Below are 18,473 nucleotides of genomic sequence, written 5' to 3' on the forward strand. Positions count from 1 at the left end.
CAACTCTTTGCACTACTAGGCTGGACGGCGTGAACGCGGACCATCGGTCGACCGATACGGGGAAGAACACGGGGAGTGCCCCCACGAGCACGGCGAGCACGCCGCCGACGTACCTGTCGGCGTCCGGCACGCGGGCGCGCACGCCGCGCCCCGTGGCCGGTGACGGGCGCACGGGCCGCGCCGTCCGCCAGCGCGTCGCGGTGATCATCCCCGCGAAGGACGAGTCCCGCCGCATCGCCGCCACCGTGCGCGCCGCGAAGGCCATCCCGCACGTCGACCTCGTGCTCGTCGTCGACGACGGGAGTGAGGACGACACCCAGCACGTCGCGCGCGAGGCGGGCGCCGTCGTCGTGCGGCACTCCCACAACCGCGGGAAGGCTGCGGCCATGGAGACGGGCGCCGCCGTCGTCGCGATGCGCGACGCGGCCGACCGCCCGCCGCGCCTCCTGCTCTTCATCGACGGCGACCTCGGCGAGACCGCGGTGAACACCGCGCCGCTCGTCGCGCCCGTGCTCGACGGGTACGCCGACGTCGCCATCGCGCTGCTCCCGCCGCAGCCGGGCGCGGGCGGCCGGGGGATCGTCGTGGGGGCCGCGCGCCGCGCGATCCAGTCCCTCACGGGGTGGACCCCGACGCAGCCCCTCTCCGGGATGCGGTGCCTCACGCGCGAGGCGTTCGAGGCCGCGACGCCGCTCGCGCGCGGGTGGGGCGTCGAGACGGGCATGACGATCGACCTGCTCCGCAAGGGGTACGTGGCGGTCGAGGTGCCGTGCGACCTGCGCCACCGCGCGTCGTCGAACGACCTCAAGGGCCAGCTCCACCGCGCCGCCCAGTACCGCGACGTGCTGCTGGCGGTGAACGCGCGCAAGATGCGCTCCGCCGTCGACCGCGTGCGCGCGGGCGACCACTGACCGAGGCGGCGCTCAGGGCGTCGGCGTGCGGACCATGCCGTGCACGACGGGACCGTCGTGCACCTGCGTGGTCGCGGTGCGCACGAAGCCCAGCCGCTCGTAGAAGGTGACGTTGCGCGCGTCGGAGGTCTCGAGCGCGACGGGCGCGTCCCCGAGGGCGGGGTCGCGCAGGGCGGCCCGGCACACCGCGCTGCCGAGCCCGGTGCCCTGGAGCGACGGCAGGACCCCCACCGTCGCGAGCGTCCACGCGTCCGGCGGGGACGGCGGGAGCTCGGCGGCGGCCACGGCCTGCAGGCGCGGGCCGTGCAGCGCGGCGACGCGCTCCTGGACGTCATCGGGGGGAGCGGGGGCGTCGGGCGGCATGAGCGCGACGACGGCGTCCGCCGGGTCGTGGACGACCACGATCCCGTGCGCGAGGGCGTGCTCGAGGTAGATCTCCTGGAGCGCGGCGAGGCGCTCGGGGTAGCCGTCCTCCGGGACGGCCCAGCGGGTCCAGGGGTAGTCGTGGAACGCGGCGGCGAGGGTGCGGGCCGCGGCGGGGACGTCGGCGGCGGTGGCTCGACGGAACGTCGGCGTCATGGTGCGGTGCCTCTCGGGGTCGGGTCGGGCTGGGGCTCGATCGCGCCGGTGCGGGCGATCTGCTCGAGCGTGCGCACGTGCTGCCGGAACGCGTCGAGCCCGCGGTCGCTGATGCGGACCCACGTGCGCGTCCGGCGTCCGGCGGCCTCCTTGCGGATCTCCACAAGACCCGCGTCGGAGAGCGCGGTGAGGGCCTGGGAGAGGGACGAGTCGCTCAGCTCGACCAGGTCGGCCAGGAAGCGGAAGTCCGCGCTCTCGACGTTCGCCAGGGCGGCGAGGATCGAGAAGCGCACGGGCGAGTGGATGAGCGCGTCCAGGCCCTTGCGCGGGTGGCTCACCGGCGTGCGCTCGCGAACGCGCACGCCGCGAACGGGGACGCGGCGACGACGCCGGCGACGACCCACCAGGCGGGCGACGTCGCGCCGACGAGCTGGAGCGCCGGGTCGAGCATCACGAAGTACAGCACCGCCCAGGTGATGAGGGCGATGCCCATGTCGCGCACCCAGTGCCGGGGCGCCGTCCGGTGGTGCCGCGCGACGGCGGACCACAGCAGCGCGAGGACGACCACGAGCACCGTGGTGGCGGGCCACCACGGTGCGTCGAGGGCGTCGATCGCGATCGTGTACGCGAGGGCGGCGACGGCGTGCCCGACGCTGAGCCAGGGGTACCAGCGGGTCGCGCGGTGGGCCTGGGCGGCGACCTCCTCCGCCTGGCCGAGCTGACGACGGGCCTGCTCCGGGGTGATGGAGTTCTGGATCATGCAATCACTTTAACACTCCTAAAGTGATTGCTGTCCACCCGACGCGGTGTCCTCCCGCATCTCCTCGAGCGGGCGGTTCGCCGTCTCGGGCAGCGCGCGGAGCACGAGCACGAACGACGCTGCCGCGAACACCGCGTAGAGGGCGTAGCTGCCGGGAAGCGACAGGTCCCGGAGCGAGGGGAACGTGAGATTGACGGCGATGCCCGCCGCCCAGTTGGCGGCGGCGGCGAGCGACGCGGCGCGGGCGCGCAGCAGGTTGGGGAACATCTCCCCGACGAGGATCCACACCACCGGGCCCCACGAGACGGCGAAGGCCACGACGAAGACGTTCGCCGCGACCAGGGTCACGACGCCCCAGGCGTCGACGAACACGACGCCGTCCGCCGTCTGCCGCGCCTGGGCGAACCCGGTCGCCATGACGGCCAGGGCGACCGTCATGCCCACCGACCCCACGAGCAGCAGGCGACGCCGACCCACGCGGTCGACGAGGAAGATCGCGACGACGGTCGCCGCGACGTTGACGAGCGACGTGAGGGCCGAGAGCCAGAAGGCCTGCTGCTCGCCGAAGCCCACCTGCGCCCAGAGCGACGTCGAGTAGTAGAAGATGACGTCGATGCCGACCAGCGCCTGGAGCGCGGCGAGCGCGATCCCCAGCCAGACGATGGGCTTGAGGCGGCCCGGGCCGGAGAACAGGTGGGACCACGCGGGCCGCGCCTCGTGGAGCGTTCCCTCGATGGTCGCGACGCCCAGCAGCGCGTCGCCCTCCGGGACGCGGTGGAGGCGCCGCAGCGTGCGGGCGGCGCCGTCCCGGTCGCCGCGCATCACCAGGTACCGCGGCGACTCGGGCAGCAGGACCGCCGCGACCACGTACGCCACCGACGGCACGACCGCGACGAGGAACATCCACCGCCAGGCGGGCAGGCCGAGGGCCAGTTCCGCCTCGGCCCCGCCCGCGGCGCGGACGAGGAACGCGTTCGAGACGAGCGCGGCGAAGATGCCCAGGACGATCGACATCTGCTGCGCCGTCGCGAGCCGCCCGCGCAGCCGGGCGGGGGCGATCTCGGCGATGTAGAGCGGGGCGACGACGGACGCCATCCCCACCCCCACGCCACCCAGGAAGCGCCACAGCGCGAGGGTCGGGCCGTCGTGCGCGACGGCGCACAGCACCGACGTGGTGACGAACAGGGTCCCGGCGACCATCATGAGGCGCCGTCGCCCGAAGCGGTCCGCGATCGTGCCCGCGGAGAAGGCGCCCACGGCCGCGCCGAGCAGCGCGCTCGCGACGATCACCCCGACGAGCGCGCTCCCGACGCCGAGCTCGGCCTTGAGAGCGTCGACGGCGCCGTTGACCACGGCCGTGTCGAAGCCGAACATGAACCCGCCCAGCGCCGCCCCGACGGTCGACGCGACGACGAGCGGGGTGAGGGCACCGTGGCCGAGCCGGCCCGTCGCGGCGTTCACGGCGTGCCCCGGCGGGGGGTCGTCGGGGTGGAGGTCTGCGTCATCGGAGGTCCTCTCGGAAGGTGTCGACGGGGTGGGCGATCGTGCTGAACAGGGCGTTGGCGGCCTGCCGCGAGTCGAGCCGCGTGTGCTGGACGACGACGGGCGCCGACGCGACGACGACGGCCGAGTAGTCGGTGCCGCGGGGCACGGGCTCGGGGTCGTCGAGGTCGTTGAGCGTCACGTGGCGCACCCGCTCGGCGGGCACCACCACGACGTAGGGACCGGCCGGCGGGCGGTCCGCGAAGTAGAGCCGGATCTCGACGCGCGCGTCGTCGGGACCGGCGTTGAGCAGGCACAGGCTCTCGTGGCTCGCGAGGGTCGGGTCGTCGCCCGTGCCGTACGGCGGGATCCAGCCGTCGCCGATCGCCCAGCACGTCGCCCCGACCCGGGGGCGACGTGCCGGGGCGTCCGGCGCGCTCATACGCTGATCGACGACTTGGCGAGGACGCCGCCGTCGCACCCGACGAGCGACCCGGTCGTGTACGACGAGCGGTCCGACAGCAGCCAGAGCACGGGCTCGGCGATCTCCTCGGGCCGCGCGAGCCGACCCAGCGGGACCTCGTGCTCGATCTGCGCGCGCGTGGCCGCGACCTCGTCGGCGGGCACGTTGGCCCACATGAGGGGGGTCTCCGTCGGGCCGGGGACGATCGCGTTCACCCGGACCCCGTGGCGCGCGTAGTCGACCGCGAGGGTGCGGACCATGGACGACACCGCGCCCTTCGAGGCGCCGTAGGCCGTCGCGCCCCCGGCCGCGAAGCCGACCGTCGCGGCGGGCGAGCCGCACAGAACGACGCTCCCGCCGTCGCCGTCGATCATCGCGCGCAGCACCTCGCGCACGACGAGGAACGTGCCCGTCACGTTGACGTCGAGCACGCGGCGCCACGTGGCCGGGTCGAGCTCGTGCGCCGCCCCGCCCACGTCGATCCCGGCGCCCGCGAAGAGGCCGCGCAGCGGCGGTCCGGATTCCACGGCCGTGCCGACCGCCGCCGCGACGGCGGCGGCGTCGGTCACGTCGAGCACGTGCGCGCGCCCGTCCCCGCCCGCCTGCCGGGCGAGGTCCACGGTGGCCGCGGCGCCGTCGGGGTCGAGGTCGAGCACGTGCACGAACCAGCCGTCGCGCGCCGCGCCCACGGCGACCGCGCGGCCGATCCCCGACGCCGCGCCCGTCACGACGAGCGACCGCGGGCTCACGACGCGCTCCCGAGCAGCGCGTCGACGTCGCAGTAGCGCGCGAGGCGGTCGCGGTCGAGCGTGATGCCGAGGCCCGGGCCGTCCGGGATCGGGAGCATCCCGTCCGCGTCGAGCGTCCAGCGGTCGGTCGTCAGGTCGTCGATGTAGGGCGAGCCGGTGACGTACTCGACGAGGTCCGTGTCCGGCAGGGCGGAGGCGAGCTGGAGGTCGGTGGCGAGCCCGACGGCGGTGTTCCACCCGTGCGGCACGAGCTTGACGCCGTGGTCGTGCGCGGACCACGCGATGCGCCGCAGCTCGCTCGTCCCGCCGACCTTCGTGACGTCGGGCTGCACGATGTCGAGGGCGCCGCCCTCGATCCACGGCTGGAACGCCTGCCGACGCGTGAGCACCTCGCCGCCCGAGATCGGCACGGGCGAGCGCCGGCGCAGGTGCGTGTAGTCCTCGATCGCGTCCGGCGGGAGCGGCTCCTCGAACCACGCGACGCCGTACGCGTCGAGCATGCGCGCGGTGCGCAGGGCCCACTTGTAGCCCTGGCTCCACGCGCTGTCGCTGCCACCGGCGTCGACCATGAGCATCGCGTCGGGGCCGACGGCGTCGCGCGCCGCGGCGACGATGCGCTCGTCGAGCCGCTCGTCGACCCGGCCGAAGGGACCCCAGCCGATCTTGAACGCGGTCCACCCCTCGGCGCGCAGCGCGGTGAGGTGGTCGCGCAGCGCGTCGGGCTGGTCCATGAGCAGGGACGCGTACGGGCGCACCCGGTCGCGGTACCGCCCGCCGAGCAGGCGCCCGACGGGCTGGCCCGTCGCCTGGCCGAGGAGGTCCCACAGCGCGGTGTCGACGCCGCTGATCGCGTGCGTGATCGACCCGCCGCGGCCCATCCAGAACGTCGTGCGGTGCAGCCGCTCGCTCGTGCGCTCCGGCTCCAGCGCGTTCGCCCCCAGGAGCAGGGGCCGCAGGACGTCGAGCGCTCCGCGCACGAGGTCCTCGGTGGTGAACACGCTGCCGACGCCGACGAGACCCTCGTCGGTGTGGACGGCGACGAGGGTGTGCACGACGTCGTCCTGCCGCAGCTCCTCCTGCCAGCCGCCCTCGGGGGTGGCGCCGCGCAGCCCGGCGGCGGTGATGGCGGTGATCCTCATGGGTGTCCTCTCGTCGGTGCCGTGGACCGCGACTCTAGGTCGCTCGATGGTAGATGGTCAACCATCGGCCACCCACTAGGGTGGAGCCCTCCCGAGTGAGAGGTCGCCGTCGTGCCCGTCCTGCCCGCATCGCCGCCCGAGTCCCGGCGCGACTGGGTCCTGCGCCACCTGCGCGAACGCATCGCCTCCGGCGACCTGGCCGCCGGGGACCGCCTCGTCGAGCGCGACCTCTCCGCCGCCTACGGCATCAGCCGCGGCCCGGTGCGCGAGGCGATCATGGTGCTCGAGCAGGAAGGGCTCGTCGTCTCCCACCCGTACCGCGGCGCCGTCGTGGTGGACATCTCCCAGGAGGAGATCGCCGAGATCCTCGTCCCGGTGCGGACCGTCATCGAGAAGGTCGCGTTCCGCTCGGCGGCGCGTGCGCAGGACCCCGCGCTCCTGGACGCGCTCGACCGCACGGTGGCGGCGATGGAGCGCGCGGCGGACCCGCTCGACGCCCGTCGCCTCGCCGACCTCGACCTCGAGTTCCACGAGGCGGTGATCGCCGCCGCGAGCCACACGCAGTCGCTGCAGATCTGGCGGCTCATCCAGCCGCGCGTCCGCGCGTACTTCGTCCGCGACGCGCCGCACCACGAGGACCCGCACGCCGTCGTCGAGCAGCACCGGGACCTGCTCGCGGCGCTGCGGTCGGCCGACCCGGACCGCGCGGAGCGCGCGGTCGAGGAGCACATCGCCGTCTACCTGCAGCCCTGAGGCGCGCCCCTGCCGGTGGCCCCATCCGGAGCCCGGACGCACCATGGGAGGACGGGGCACGACGTCGTGACCCGGCGGCGCGCGGTCCCGCGTGCCGTGCCGACGACGACGGGGGCAGCGCGATGTGCACAGGGATCAGGTTCTCGGACGACCAGGGCAGCGTGTACCTGGCACGCAACCTCGACTGGACGAGCGGCTACGGGCAGCAGGTCGTGGTGACGCCCACGGGCTACGCGCCGCGCTCGCCGTTCGGCGCCGTGCGCTCGATCGAGCACGCGGTCATCGGCATGGGCATCGTGGAGGAGGACACCCCGCTCTACTTCGACTGCGGCAACGACGCGGGCCTGGCCGTCGCGGGGCTCAACTTCCCGGGCTACGCGGCCTACGCGCCCGGGCCGGTCGACGGCGCGGTCAACGTCGCCGCGTTCGAGCTCCCGCTGTGGGTGTGCGCGCAGTTCGCGAGCGTGGACGAGGTCGAGGCAGCCCTCGCGGACGTGGTGGTCGTCGACCGTCCCATCAACGAGAAGTACCCCAGCTCGATGCTGCACTGGATCGTCGCCGACGCGCAGCGCGCGATCGTGCTGGAGCACACGGCGGACGGCCTGCACGTGTTCCAGGACGACGTCGACGTGCTCACGAACCAGCCCGGGTTCGACTGGCACCACGAGAACCTGCGCAACTACCTCAACGTCTCGCCGGACTTCCCCGAGGACACGGTCGTGGGCCGGGCCCACCTCGCCCCGTTCGGCTCGGGCTCGCACATGCGCGGCGTCCCCGGCGACTACTACTCGCCGTCCCGGTTCGTCCGGGCCGCGTACGTCAACTCCCACTACCCGACGAAGGGGACCGAGGAGGAGAACGTCAGCCGCGCCTTCCACACGCTGCAGCAGGTCGCGATGGTCGACGGCTGCGCCGCGATGGGGTCGGGCGAGTTCGAGATCACGGTGTACACCGGGCTCTTCTCGTCCCGCACCTCGACGTACTACTGGAACACCTACGAGGACCCGGCGATCCGGAGCGTCGCCCTCGGTGACCACGCCACGGGCGGCACGGAGCTCGTGCTCGTCTAGCGCGTCACGGCGCCACGCTCCCGACGCCCGTCGTGGAGCCCGCCTCGGTGCGCTCGTCCGGGTCCTCGCCCTCGCCCTCGGCCGTGCCGTCGGCGTCGTCCGCCGCATGGAGCGCGGCGACGGTGAGCAGCGGCACCGCCGGGATGAGCGCGACGAGCGCGATCCGCACGCCGAAGTCGTTGACGAGGGAGCCCGCGACGGCCACGATCCACAGGGCGAGCAGGGTCGGGCGCACGAGCGGCCACGCGGCCTCCGTGCGTGCGAACCAGCGCGGCGTGAAGCGCCGGGGCCAGAAGAGCAGCAGCGCGGTCGCGACGAGCACGGCGATGGTCAGCCACACGGGCACCCCGCCCAGCACGGACCGCGCGGCGTAGCCCGCCTTGCGGAGCAGCGTCTCCCACGCCGACCCGTCGACCACCTGCTCGACGAACCGCCCGAGGTGCGAGCGCTCGTCGGCCGGGCGCAGCCAGTCGAGCACGCCGACGGCGGCGACGAGCGCGACGCCCGCCGTGGCGACGAGCAGGAAGCGGCGCCACGTGACGCGCGCGCCCGAGGCGGCGAGGCCCAGCACCGCGAACGCGGGCACGACGACGAGACCGCCGCCGAGGTCGGCGCCGAGCGTCGGCCACACGTCCACGACCATCGTCACGAGGCCGATGACCCCCACCGTCGCGGCGGCGACGTAGCGGTGGCCGCGCGCGACGAGCCACTGCGCGAGCGCCGCGGCGACGACGAGCGCCGCGACCGCGTACACGGAGAACGTCGGGTTCCCGAACCCGTAGAACCGGGCGCCGAACGTCGGTGCCGAGCCGAGCGGGCTCGCCCGGTTGAGCGGGGTGCCGACGAGCGCGTCGAGCGTGAGCACGGCGAACGTGATGCCAGCGACGATCCCGGGCCCGAGCCACACCGGCCGACGCGGGGCGAGCGCGCCCAGGCCGGCGACGGCCGCCGTCGCGAGGACCGTGGAGACGACGATCGCGAGGGTCTGGTTCCCGAACCGCCACCAGCCCGTGAGCGACACCAGGAAGGCGGCGGTGGGCACGGCGGCGACGACGAGCGCGGAACCCCGGGCCCAGTGCGCCGCCCGGGCCCAGCGGGCGCGCGCACGGTCGCCCGTCGCTCGCCTGGCGCGCGGCGCGAGCAGGAGGCAGAGCCCGGCGATCGCGAGCCCCGCGTAGAGCGGCACGTCGACGAACGCGGTGTAGACGGCGCGGCGCACGTGGTCGCGGGTCGTGAGGTCGGCGAGGGCGTCGGCGGTCGACGTCGCGTCGGCCGGGCGCGGCGAGCCCCAGGCCAGCGGGGTGTCCTGGATCCGCGCCGGGGTGGCGGCGCCCGCGGCGTCGAGCACCGTCGCGGGGACGTCGAGCACGCGCGCGACGCCGTCGGTCCGGGTGGCGGCGCTCGTCAGGTAGCGCGACTGGTCGGGGCCGTCGGACGACGGGCGCACGAGCGCCGTGCCGAGCGCCGGGCGCGTGCCGGGCGTCCCGGCGACGTCCACGACGAGCACGGTCGTGCCGCTCGGGGCCGCGTCGAGCACGGCGCCGACGGTCGCGTCGACCGCGGTGAGGCGGTCGGCGCGCAGGGTGCTGCGCAGCGTGGCGCGCTCGTCCGCCGGGAGGCCGGGGTCAACGACCGGCGGGGTCGCGTCGCCCGCGTCGACGACGGTCACGGGGCACGCGAACGCGTCGGAGCCGGGTGCGGTCGTGTCCGCGAGGTCGCGGTAGCGCGCGACCTGGCCCGCGGAGTCCGCGAGCGCGACCGCCGCACCGGGGCCCACCGCCGTCGCGCACACCGCGCCGTCGGCGCCGGCTGCGGCGAGCGCGTCGCCGAGGACGCCGAGGCGCGCCTGGTAGCCCGAGCCGCGCTGGAGCGCGACCAGGTCGTCCCACCCCTCGACCCGCGCACCGTCCGCGCCGTCGGGGGCGGGCTGTACCGTCGGGCACGCCCACGCGCCGTCGGGCGCGCGCTCGGTCGTGACCTCGGCGAGCTGCCCGGCGGAGAGCGCGAGCCAGCCGCCGACGGTGCAGCGGCTCGCCGCGCCCGTGGGCTGGGAGACGCCGCCGGCGCCCGCGCCGTCGGTGAGCAGGGCGTGGAGGTTCGGGGTGGCGGACGACGTGACGTCGCTCCACGTGACGCCCGTGGTCCCGACGACGACGACCGGCCGGTCCGTCGCGATCGCGTCGGAACGGGTCACCGACGCCTCGCCGCCCGCCGGGGCGGCGCTGGCCGCCGGTCGGAGCCCCGTCGAGGCGAGCACCGTGGCGGCGAGCAGGACGACGAGCAGGAGCCCGCCTCCCACCGTCGCGAGCATCGTCGGCATGCGCCGGATCCCCGGCTCGGGGACGGCTCCCGCGGTCTGCCGGGGCGCGGGGCGCGCGAGGAACCCCGGGACGATCATCGCGGTCGCGACCACCACGACCATGACGGCGATGATGACGCCCGAGTCGTTGAGGACGGAGCCGACACCCGCGACGACGACGAGCGCGACGACGAGCGGGCGCAGCACCGGCCAGGTCTCGTAGGCCCGCGCGACCTCCGGGAGGCGGAAGCGCTCGGGGCGCAGCACGGCGACGGCCACGAGGACCACGAGCACCGCGGCGACCGCGCCGAGCGGGTTCGCGAGGGTCGCCCACGCGCCGAGCGCCTTGCGGCCGATCACGTCGAGCGCGGCGCCGTCCACGACGGTCTGGACGAACCCGCCGAGGTGGGACCGCCCACCCGGCAGCAGCCAGTCGACGACCGCGACGACCACGACCACGAGCACCGTCGCGAGCGCGACGACGAGCGCGCGCAGCCACGTGATGCGGATGCGGCCCACGAGGAGCGCGAGGACGGCGAACGCGGGGACGAGGGCGAGGATGCCGCCGAAGTCGGCGCCGAAGGCTGGCCAGCCGTCGATGACGACCGTGACCACCCCGACGGCGACGACGGACCAGGCCGCGAGCCGACGCAGTCCGCGGGCGGTCGCGGCCGACGCGAGGCCGCCCGCGAGCACGAGGCCGGCGACGGCGTACACGGCGAAGGTCACGTTGTTGAAGCCGTAGAAGCGCGTGAAGCCCACGACGGCGGACGTCCCGAGCAGGGACGCCTGCTGGAGCGTCGTGCCGGTCGCGCCGTCGACGGTGAGCACGAGCCACGTCACCCCCGCGAGGGCCGACGGCAGCGCCCAGGGGCGCCGCGGGAGGAGACGTGAGACGACCCACGCGACGAGGGCGACGACGACCGCGCTCACCGCGAGCGCCAGCGTGAGCGCCGGGGCGGGCGCGCTCCACACCCACCAGCGGGACAGGCTCGCGAGCGACGCCGCGACGGGAGCCGCCGCGACCACCATGAGCACGGCGGAGAGCACGCGCAGGCCGCGCGGCCCCGGGCCGGGCTCGCGGCCGCGGCGGACGGCGGCGCGGCGCGCCCACAGGACGCCGCCGAGCGCGAGGACCAGGGTGGCGACGAGGAGGCCCACGAGCACGGGGTAGAGCGTGGGGATGGTGCTCGTGAGGACGTTGAGGTACTGCCGGTTCTCGACCGTCCGGGCCACGTCCATGCGACGGACCTCGCCCTGCTCCAGGGCGGCGCCCTCAAGGCCTTCGGTGCTGCCGCCCGCCGACTCCACGACGGTCGCCGTCAGGTCGGTGAGCTGGACGATGCCGTCCTTCTGCGTGCTCGGCGAGTGGAGCCACCGGCTCGTCGGCTGCCCCTTGCGCCAGTCGACGACGACCTGGAGCCCCGTCTCGCCGACCGGTCCGGCGGACACGCCGGCCACGACGACGCGCGTGCCCCGATCGACCTCGTCCATGATCCGGGCGAGGGCCTCGTCGAGCTCGTCGAGGCTCTCCCCGCGCCCGGTGGCCGAGTCGACGATCTCGCCCTGGTCGACGACCGTCACGTCGCACGCGTCGAGGCCGCCGGCGGGGAGGGCGGCGAGCGAGGGCGTGTACCGCTCGACGTGACCGACGGCGTCCGCGAGCATCACCGCGGCACCCGGCCCGACGGCGGTCGTGCAGACGCCCGTCCCGGCGATCCGGGCTGCGGCGGTCCCGGGGTCGTGCCGTGCCGCCTGCGCGGGCGTCTCCTCCGTGGCAGGCGCCGTGAGGACGGCCCAGCCGGGGACGTCCGCGGGGCGTGCGTCGGGCGTGGTCGTGCCGGTCGTCGCGACGGCGGGCACGGGCACGGGGAGGCAGCCGCTCGCCGGCTCCTCGGCGTCGGCGGGGAGCGGCTCCGCGGGCTGCTCCGCCGTCTGGGCCGAGACCATGCGCCCCGCCGACAGCGTGAGCCACGCGTCGGTCGTGCACACCGTGCGCCCGAGGTTGAGCGACGCGACGGACCCCGTCCGGATCATCGACCACAGCGTGGGCGTCGCGGTGGGGGAGACGTCGCTCCAGTACAGGCCGGCCACCGCGACCAGGACGACGGGCCGCGGGTCGTGCGTCGGCGCGGCGGCGAGCGGGCTCGCGGTCTCGGCGACGCCGGCCGCTGTGCCCGGGCCTCCCGACGCGACCGCCGGGGGCGCCCCGGTCGTCGCCGCCGCGGTGGTCGCCGTTGCCGGGCCCGCCGTCGCGAGGAGCGTCAGCAGCAGCGCGACGGCGGTGGCGAGCGCCGCCGTCCGCCGCCCGAGGCCCCGGTCCCGGCGGACGGGCTGGGTGCGGGCAGGGGGGAGCGCGGCGGCCGGGAACGTCACCGGACCAGCCTACGGGGGCGCGACGCGCCGCCCCCGACCGCCCCGGCCGCGTCCGCGCAGGTCCGCGCGCGACGCTCACGCGGCCTCCACGGGGGCTGCGCGCAATCTTCTGGACGGGCAGACTTGGGAACGTGTACAAATTGTATCCATGTACAAGTTGAAGGAGCGACGGTGCGTGCGCTGACCCGCGCCGAGGCGCGGTCCGCGATCGTCAACGTCGACCCGGCGGAGGGGAAGGTCCGCCTGCCCGGCCACTTCGACGCGCTGCGCTGGGAGGAGCTCGACTACCTCGGGTGGCGCGACCCGCGCGCGCCCTCCCGCGCGTTCCTCGTCGCGGACGTCGACGGGCGCGCGGTCGGGGCGCTCCTGCGCCAGAGCCCGAGCCACGCCGAGGCCGGGTCGCGCGCCGTGATGTGCGCCCTGTGCCGCTTCTCGCGGCGCTTCAACGAGGTCGCGCTGTTCGCGGCGCACCGGCCGTCGCGCGACCCGCGGAAGCGGCTCAGCAGCGTGGGCCTCCTGCTGTGCACCGACCTCGACTGCCATCGCAACGTCGGGACCGTCCGGTCCGGCGGTCCGCTCGACCCCCCTCCCGACGAGGTCGTGCGGACTCGTCGGGAGGGCCTGCGGGCGCGTACCGTCGCGTTCCTGCACACCCTGACCGACGGCGCCCCGACGGCGCGGACGAGGAGTCGTTGATGGCCTACCTGCCGCGCGCGGAGCGTCGGGACTCCATCGTCGCGGCAGCGGCGGCCGTCGTGCGCCGCGACGGGCTCGGCGCCGTCACCGCGCGCGTCGTCGCCGACGAGCTCGGCGGGTCGCCGGGGCAGATCCACCACCACTTCGCGTCGACGGACGAGCTCGTCGCCGAGGCGTGGCGGCGGTACGCCGACGTCGAGATCGGCGCCTTCGAGGAGGCGGCCCGCGGCCGCTCCGCCCGTGCCGCGCTCGAGCTCTTCTTCGAGGACCTGCTCGGGCCCGGCGGTGACGGCCAGGCGCTCGCCCGGTGGGCGGAGGCCGGGGCGCACGCGCAGCTGCGGCCCGCCGTCGCGCGGGCGTACGTGGAGACGCTCGGGCTCCTGACCGACGTCCTGGCGGACGTCCTCGGCGACCGCGGCGACGCGCGACGTCGGGAGGCGGCGGGACGCCTGCTCATGGTCGGCGTCGGTCTCGCGGGCCTCACTCGCGTCGGTGGGGAGCGGGTCGTCCCGCCGGCGGCGGTCATGCGGTCGGCGATCGACGCGGAGACGGCCCGCGCGGACTGACCGCGTGGACCGACCGCGTGGACCGACCGCGCGGCGCCGACCGCGGGCCGGCCGTGCCCGTGGCCCGCCGCCGCGCGTCAGGCCGTGCGGACCACCAGCGCACCCGGGTCGACGCGCGTCTCGATCTCGACGGCGAGGCCCAGCACGTCGCCGTCGACCTGCGCCTGCTCGCCCTCCTCGACGCGCACCCGGACCCGCCGGGCGCGCGCGTGGTCGATGCGCCCGATCTTGGCGGGCAGGTCGTTCCGCACGCCGAGGCCCTGCATGACGACCTCGCCGAAGAGCTGCGCCCACCCCACGACGCCGCCGCGCGTGTCGACCGCGGCGACGTCGAGCACGCCGTCGTCGATCACGGCGTCGGGCAGGAGCGTGATGCCGCCGGGGAGCCGCCCGCAGTTGCCGATCATGAGGGAGCGCAGCCGCGCGTCGACGGGCGGCGAGTCGTCGAGCTGGATGCGGGCCCGCATGCGCCGGCCGTGCAGGTGGCGGATCCCGGCGACGAAGTACGCGACCCACCCGACCTTGGCCTTGAGCTCGTCGTCGGCGTCGGCGACCATCGCGGCGTCGAACCCGAGGCCCGCGATGACGAGGAAGATGTGCTCCTTGCCGGGCTCCCGGACGGGGTCGAGGGTCGTGCCCTCCACGTCCCCGGGACCCGCGGGGTCCGCGTACCGCAGGACCGTGACCCAGCCGACGTCGATCGGGCGGTCCGACCCCGCGATCACGACGGCGAGCGCCGCGCGGGCGTCGCCCACGGGCAGGTCGAGGTTGCGCGCGAGGAGGTTGCCGGTGCCGACGGGCACGAGGCCCATCGTTCGGCCGCTGCCGACCATGCCCTCCGCGACCGCCCGCACCGTGCCGTCCCCGCCCACGGCGACGACGACGTCCGCCCCCTGGGCGAGCGCGGCGCGGGTCTGCCCGACGCCCGGGTCGGCGACCGTCGTCTCGAACCACAGCGGGTCCGGGAGCGCGGCGTCGGCGAAGGCGCGGCGCACCACGGCCTCCAGCCCGACGACGTCGGGCTTCGACGGGTTGGCGACGAACGCGACGAGCTCGCGCGGGTCGTCGTCGAGGGGCGTCTCCTCGACGGGGAGGTCCGCGCCGTGCGCGCGCCGCAGGCGCGACTGCTGGGCGCGCAGCCCCAGCGCGACGACGAGGGCCACGACGGCGACGGCGAGCGCCGCGATCGCGACCCAGAGGGTCCAGGCCATGGCGACACCGTAGCGGGGTCGTGGCTGTGGAGGACCACGACCGCTGCGCCGCCGGGTTCGTTAGGCTGCTGGCGTGATCGACCTCCGCCTCCTGCGCGACAACCCCGACATCGTCCGTGCCAGCCAGGTCACCCGTGGTGACGACCCCGCGCTGGTGGACGCCGCCCTCGACGCCGACGCGCGCCACCGCGCCGCGCTGAGCGAGTTCGAGAGCCTGCGCGCCGAGCAGAAGTCCCTCGGCAAGCAGGTCGCGCAGGCGCAGGGGGAGGAGAAGCAGGAGCTGCTCGCGCGCACCAAGCAGCTCGCCGCCGACGTCAAGGCGCGCCAGGCCGACGCGGACGCCGCGGCGGAGGAGCTGCGCGGGCTGCTGTTCCGCATCTCCAACGTCGTCGAGGGGGCGCCTCCCGGGGGCGAGGACGACTACGTCGTGCTGCGCGAGGAGGGCACGATCCGCGACTTCGCGGCCGAGGGGTTCACGCCGCGCGACCACCTGGAGCTGGGCGAGGGCCTGCGCGCGATCGACACCGAGCGCGGTGCGAAGGTCTCGGGCGCCCGGTTCTACTACCTCACGGGCGTGGGTGCGCGCCTCGAGCTCGCGCTGCTCAACGCGGCGATGGACACGGCGGTCGCGGCGGGCTTCACGCCCGTCATCACGCCGACCCTCGTGCGGCCCGAGGTCATGCAGGGCACCGGGTTCCTCGGCGCGCACGCGGACGAGATCTACCGCCTGGAGAAGGACGACCTCTACCTCGTCGGCACGAGCGAGGTCGCGCTCGCGGGCTACCACGCGAACGAGATCGTCGACCTGTCGGGCGGCCCGCTCCGGTACGCCGGGTGGAGCGCGTGCTACCGCCGCGAGGCCGGCTCGCACGGCAAGGACGTGCGCGGCATCATCCGCGTGCACCAGTTCCACAAGGTCGAGATGTTCTCCTACTGCGACCCGGCCGACGCCGCCGCGGAGCACCAGCGCCTGCTCGGCTGGGAGGAGCAGATGCTGCGCCTCGTCGACCTGCCGTACCGCGTCATCGACACCGCGGCGGGCGACCTCGGGTCGAGCGCCGCGCGCAAGTTCGACTGCGAGGCGTGGCTGCCCACCCAGCAGCGCTACCTGGAGCTCACGTCGACGTCGAACTGCACGACGTTCCAGGCGCGCCGCCTCAACGTGCGCGAGCGGGTCGAGACGGACGGCAAGACGGAGACGCGGACCGTCGCCACGCTGAACGGCACCCTCGGCACGACGCGCTGGATCGTCGCGATCCTCGAGAACCACCAGCAGCCCGACGGGTCGGTCCGCGTGCCCGAGGGGCTGCGGCCGTACCTCGGCGGCCTCGAGGTCCTCGAGCCGGTGGTGGCGTGACGGACCCCCGGGAGACCACCGATGCGGCCGAGCCGCTGCTCGTCGCGCTCGACATCGACGGCACGCTCATGTCCTACGACCAGGAGCTGTCGGACGACGTGCGCGACGCCGTCGCGGACCTGCGCGCCGCGGGGCACCACGTGGTGCTCGCGTCGGGACGGTCGCTCATCGCGATGACGCCCGTCGCGGAGATCCTCGGGATCGACCGCGGCTGGGTCGTCGCGTCCAACGGCGCCGTGACCGCGCGGCTGGACCCCGACGAGCCCGACGGGTACGTCCTCGAGGACGTCGTGACGTTCGACCCGGGCCCGGCCCTGCGGCTCCTGCGCGAGCACCTGCCCGACGCGCGGTACGCCGTCGAGGACGTCGGCGTCGGGTTCCGCATGAACGAGCTCTTCCCCGACGGCGAGCTCGACGGCGTGCACCGCGTGGTCGAGTTCGACGAGCTGTGGTCCGGCGAGGTGACGCGCGTCGTCGTGCGGGCGCCGGGGTCGACGAGCGAGCAGTTCCACGAGCTCGTGGAGCGGCTCGGCCTCGACGACGTCACGTACGCCGTGGGCTGGACGGCGTGGATGGACCTCGCGCCCCTCGGCGTCACGAAGGCGACCGGCCTGGAGCTCGTGCGTCGCACCCTGCACGTCCAGCCGCACCGGACCGTCGCGGTCGGCGACGGCCGCAACGACGTCGAGATGCTCCGCTGGGCGTCGCGCGGCGTCGCGATGGGCCACGCGGACGACGTCGTGCAGGCGGCGGCCGACGAGGTGACCGGCACCATCGAGGACGACGGCGCGGCGCGCGTCCTGCAGAGCCTCCTACCCGCGCGGTAGAGCTGCGGTACCCCGAGGTAGAGACGCGGTCATCTCCGGGCTCCCACCGGGGGCAGGACGGCGGGCCGGTCCGCACCCGACCGGGCGTACGCCTCAGGGCCGTGTGAAGGTGACCTTTCCCGCCGCGTCGCGCGAGACGGTCCCGGTGTACGAGGCGCGCACCTCGGCGGGCAGGTCGCCGTTGTCCCAGAGCAGGACGGTGTACTCCGCCGTGGCCTGGTACGCCCCCTCGACGTACCGGATCTCTGGCCCGGGTTCGGCGAACCACTCCGTGCGGGAGGTCTCGCGTGCGTTCTCGACGAGCTCCGACGGGCACGACGGACCGGTGAGACCCTCGTCCTCGCAGGCGGCCCGCAGACCCTCGATCGCCTCCTCCACCCCCGGCTCGACGTCGGGCCGCAAGGTCGGGGTGAACGCGAAGCCCTCGGCCACGACCCCGTCCTCCCGAACGACGTCGGGCACGTAGGCCGTGAACGACGAGCCCCGGCGCAACCCTTCGAGGAGACCGGTCGGGTCGATGTACTCGACGGCATAGGCACCGGGGAGCAACGTGACGGGGGTGAGCTCTGCCGCCGGGTACTCGACCTGGCCGTTGACCGTCAGCGTGCCGGACACCGGCTGACCCGCACCGATCGTGTCGGCGGTGCCCAGGTCGCTGATCGTCGTGCGGTCGCCGTCGCGGGTCGTCCGGACCTCCAGGCTCACGGGGCCGTCGACGCCGTCGAGGGTGAACTCGACCGTCACGCTCGCGCCGGCCGACGAGCCGGAGGACGCCACCACGCGCGCGTCGGTGGGCCGAGCCACGGAAGCACGGTAGAAGTCGTCGTCGACGAGATCCTCGTCGAGGTCGATCGTGGTGAGCGCCGCCGCGTCGCTCGCCCTCCCGGCCTCCAGGCTCGCGAAGAAGTCCTCGACCACCGCGACGCTCTCGGTCGTGTCGGTGTCGACCGTGCCCGGCGCGCACCCGGCGAGCACGACGGCGACGGCGAGACCGCCGGTGAGGCGGGCCGCGGCTCGCCGCCGCCGAGCGTCGCGGGGGCAGTCGGCCACCCTGGTTCGCGCGTCCCCGGAGCCTCGGTCGAGGTCGCGTCCGTGAGGGTCGTGCGTCATCCCTACATCCTCTTCGATCGACGACGAGAGCGTGGCGCCACGCGTCACGCGCGCCCGGACGGTGCGGCCGAGGGGGCGGGTAGCGACGTCTGACGGTGCTCGGACGTCGCTCGGCGCCCGCTGCG

The 18,473-nt window shown here is 75.3% G+C and carries 17 protein-coding genes; 7 read left to right on the forward strand and 10 right to left on the reverse strand.

Annotation, left to right across the window (positions count from 1 at the left end):
* Positions 1-29: 29 nt before the first annotated feature.
* Positions 30-911 (forward strand): glycosyltransferase family 2 protein, encoded by an 882-nt coding sequence (locus E1O70_RS07390; RefSeq protein ID WP_082774333.1) that lies wholly within the window; start codon positions 30-32, stop codon positions 909-911.
* A gap of 12 nt (positions 912-923) precedes the next feature.
* Here the strand turns inward: E1O70_RS07390 and E1O70_RS07395 are convergent, their stop codons facing one another.
* From E1O70_RS07395 to E1O70_RS07425, 7 genes are read right to left on the reverse strand one after another with little or no spacing between them, the layout of a single operon-like run.
* Positions 924-1,490 carry a GNAT family N-acetyltransferase gene (locus tag E1O70_RS07395; protein WP_061267218.1) on the reverse strand — a complete coding sequence of 189 codons (567 nt, stop codon included), beginning with the start codon at positions 1,488-1,490 and terminating at the stop codon, positions 924-926.
* On the reverse strand, positions 1,487-1,828 hold the full coding sequence (locus E1O70_RS07400) for a transcriptional regulator (protein ID WP_021482310.1): 342 nt from the start codon (positions 1,826-1,828) through the stop codon (positions 1,487-1,489). The genes E1O70_RS07395 and E1O70_RS07400 overlap by 4 nt, the downstream gene beginning before the upstream one ends.
* Positions 1,825-2,250, reverse strand: coding sequence for a hypothetical protein (locus tag E1O70_RS07405; protein ID WP_021482309.1), 426 nt, complete (start codon positions 2,248-2,250; stop codon positions 1,825-1,827). Before E1O70_RS07405 ends, E1O70_RS07400 begins: the two co-directional genes overlap by 4 nt.
* A gap of 18 nt (positions 2,251-2,268) precedes the next feature.
* Complete coding sequence (locus tag E1O70_RS07410; RefSeq protein WP_061267217.1) at positions 2,269-3,711, reverse strand: sugar porter family MFS transporter; 1,443 nt, start codon at positions 3,709-3,711, stop codon at positions 2,269-2,271.
* A 40-nt stretch (positions 3,712-3,751) separates the two neighbouring features.
* A complete protein-coding gene (locus E1O70_RS07415) occupies positions 3,752-4,174 on the reverse strand; it encodes a sensory rhodopsin transducer (protein ID WP_021482307.1) in 423 nt (140 codons plus the stop codon).
* Positions 4,171-4,944, reverse strand: coding sequence for an SDR family NAD(P)-dependent oxidoreductase (locus E1O70_RS07420; RefSeq protein WP_061267216.1), 774 nt, complete (start codon positions 4,942-4,944; stop codon positions 4,171-4,173). The genes E1O70_RS07415 and E1O70_RS07420 overlap by 4 nt, the downstream gene beginning before the upstream one ends.
* Positions 4,941-6,083 carry a mandelate racemase/muconate lactonizing enzyme family protein gene (locus E1O70_RS07425; protein WP_061267215.1) on the reverse strand — a complete coding sequence of 381 codons (1,143 nt, stop codon included), beginning with the start codon at positions 6,081-6,083 and terminating at the stop codon, positions 4,941-4,943. Before E1O70_RS07425 ends, E1O70_RS07420 begins: the two co-directional genes overlap by 4 nt.
* A gap of 111 nt (positions 6,084-6,194) precedes the next feature.
* Between E1O70_RS07425 and E1O70_RS07430 the strand changes: the two genes are divergently transcribed.
* Together E1O70_RS07430 and bsh are read left to right on the forward strand one after the other, a co-directional pair.
* Complete coding sequence (locus E1O70_RS07430; protein WP_021482493.1) at positions 6,195-6,836, forward strand: GntR family transcriptional regulator; 642 nt, start codon at positions 6,195-6,197, stop codon at positions 6,834-6,836.
* Positions 6,837-6,958: 122 nt separating this feature from the next.
* A complete protein-coding gene (bsh, locus tag E1O70_RS07435) occupies positions 6,959-7,906 on the forward strand; it encodes a choloylglycine hydrolase (protein WP_043656753.1) in 948 nt (315 codons plus the stop codon).
* Between the two features lie 4 nt (positions 7,907-7,910).
* On the opposite strand, the gene E1O70_RS07440 is transcribed toward bsh, so the two are convergent.
* Positions 7,911-12,581, reverse strand: coding sequence for a RodZ family helix-turn-helix domain-containing protein (locus E1O70_RS07440; RefSeq protein WP_061267214.1), 4,671 nt, complete (start codon positions 12,579-12,581; stop codon positions 7,911-7,913).
* A 171-nt stretch (positions 12,582-12,752) separates the two neighbouring features.
* Between E1O70_RS07440 and E1O70_RS07445 the strand changes: the two genes are divergently transcribed.
* A complete protein-coding gene (locus E1O70_RS07445; RefSeq protein ID WP_061267213.1) occupies positions 12,753-13,277 on the forward strand; it encodes an FBP domain-containing protein in 525 nt (174 codons plus the stop codon).
* The gene (locus E1O70_RS07450; protein WP_205688625.1) at positions 13,277-13,843 is read left to right on the forward strand and encodes a TetR/AcrR family transcriptional regulator; all 567 of its coding nucleotides are present in this window, start codon (positions 13,277-13,279) and stop codon (positions 13,841-13,843) included. Before E1O70_RS07445 ends, E1O70_RS07450 begins: the two co-directional genes overlap by 1 nt.
* A gap of 77 nt (positions 13,844-13,920) precedes the next feature.
* On the opposite strand, the gene E1O70_RS07455 is transcribed toward E1O70_RS07450, so the two are convergent.
* Positions 13,921-15,054 (reverse strand): diacylglycerol/lipid kinase family protein, encoded by a 1,134-nt coding sequence (locus E1O70_RS07455; protein ID WP_061267211.1) that lies wholly within the window; start codon positions 15,052-15,054, stop codon positions 13,921-13,923.
* Positions 15,055-15,127: 73 nt separating this feature from the next.
* Here E1O70_RS07455 and serS point away from each other — a divergent pair, with 73 nt between their 5' ends.
* Entirely contained in the window at positions 15,128-16,411 is a 1,284-nt protein-coding gene (gene serS / locus E1O70_RS07460) for a serine--tRNA ligase (protein ID WP_061267210.1), read from the forward strand.
* Positions 16,408-17,238 carry an HAD family hydrolase gene (locus E1O70_RS07465; protein WP_255218741.1) on the forward strand — a complete coding sequence of 277 codons (831 nt, stop codon included), beginning with the start codon at positions 16,408-16,410 and terminating at the stop codon, positions 17,236-17,238. Before serS ends, E1O70_RS07465 begins: the two co-directional genes overlap by 4 nt.
* Before the next feature lie 93 nt (positions 17,239-17,331).
* Here the strand turns inward: E1O70_RS07465 and E1O70_RS07470 are convergent, their stop codons facing one another.
* Complete coding sequence (locus E1O70_RS07470) at positions 17,332-18,348, reverse strand: hypothetical protein (RefSeq protein ID WP_061267209.1); 1,017 nt, start codon at positions 18,346-18,348, stop codon at positions 17,332-17,334.
* Positions 18,349-18,473 lie beyond the last annotated feature (125 nt).

Origin of the sequence: Cellulosimicrobium funkei (assembly GCF_004519295.1) — a bacterium.
In the GTDB taxonomy this organism is placed as follows: Bacteria; Actinomycetota; Actinomycetes; order Actinomycetales; family Cellulomonadaceae; genus Cellulosimicrobium; species Cellulosimicrobium funkei.

Excerpts from the sequence above, each read along its gene's own strand:
- E1O70_RS07395 (WP_061267218.1), bottom strand. The coding sequence starts at position 1,490 with ATGACGCCGACGTTCCGTCGAGCCACCGCCGCCGACGTCCCCGCCGCG.
- E1O70_RS07405 (WP_021482309.1), bottom strand. The coding sequence starts at position 2,250 with ATGATCCAGAACTCCATCACCCCGGAGCAGGCCCGTCGTCAGCTCGGC.
- E1O70_RS07415 (WP_021482307.1), bottom strand. The coding sequence starts at position 4,174 with ATGAGCGCGCCGGACGCCCCGGCACGTCGCCCCCGGGTCGGGGCGACG.
- E1O70_RS07425 (WP_061267215.1), bottom strand. The coding sequence starts at position 6,083 with ATGAGGATCACCGCCATCACCGCCGCCGGGCTGCGCGGCGCCACCCCC.
- bsh (WP_043656753.1), top strand. The coding sequence starts at position 6,959 with ATGTGCACAGGGATCAGGTTCTCGGACGACCAGGGCAGCGTGTACCTG.
- E1O70_RS07450 (WP_205688625.1), top strand. The coding sequence starts at position 13,277 with ATGGCCTACCTGCCGCGCGCGGAGCGTCGGGACTCCATCGTCGCGGCA.
- E1O70_RS07455 (WP_061267211.1), bottom strand. The coding sequence starts at position 15,054 with ATGGCCTGGACCCTCTGGGTCGCGATCGCGGCGCTCGCCGTCGCCGTC.
- E1O70_RS07470 (WP_061267209.1), bottom strand. The coding sequence starts at position 18,348 with ATGACGCACGACCCTCACGGACGCGACCTCGACCGAGGCTCCGGGGAC.